Annotated in this window: 1 protein-coding gene; it reads left to right on the top strand. The window is 60.3% G+C overall.

The annotated features are described in order from the left end of the window. Window positions 1-47: 47 nt before the first annotated feature. Window positions 48-257, top strand: a 210-nt coding sequence (locus tag SB771_RS35585) for a hypothetical protein (protein WP_410722117.1), incomplete at its 3' end; no start/stop codon positions are given.

Here is a 257-nt window from a genome sequence, read left to right on the forward strand (position 1 = left end):
TGCACCTTTGCTATCCTCTGTCGCACTGAATAGAAGGAAAGGTTTCCATGCGTGCTTTGATGCGGCTCTGGGCGGCGGCCATGATGCTGTTGCTGGCGTTGGCGGGCTGCTCCCGGGAAGGCAGTCCCATCAACAGCCCCTATCCGGCCGGCGCCGAGGGCCAGAACACGCTGTATTCCGCCTTCGTCAAGCGCTCGCCCAAGTACCTCGACCCGGCCAGCTCTTATTCCACCGACGAAACCCCATATACCTACAAC

Origin of the sequence: Burkholderia sp. SIMBA_051 (assembly GCF_046534915.1) — a bacterium.
Taxonomy (GTDB): Bacteria; Pseudomonadota; Gammaproteobacteria; order Burkholderiales; family Burkholderiaceae; genus Burkholderia; species Burkholderia ambifaria.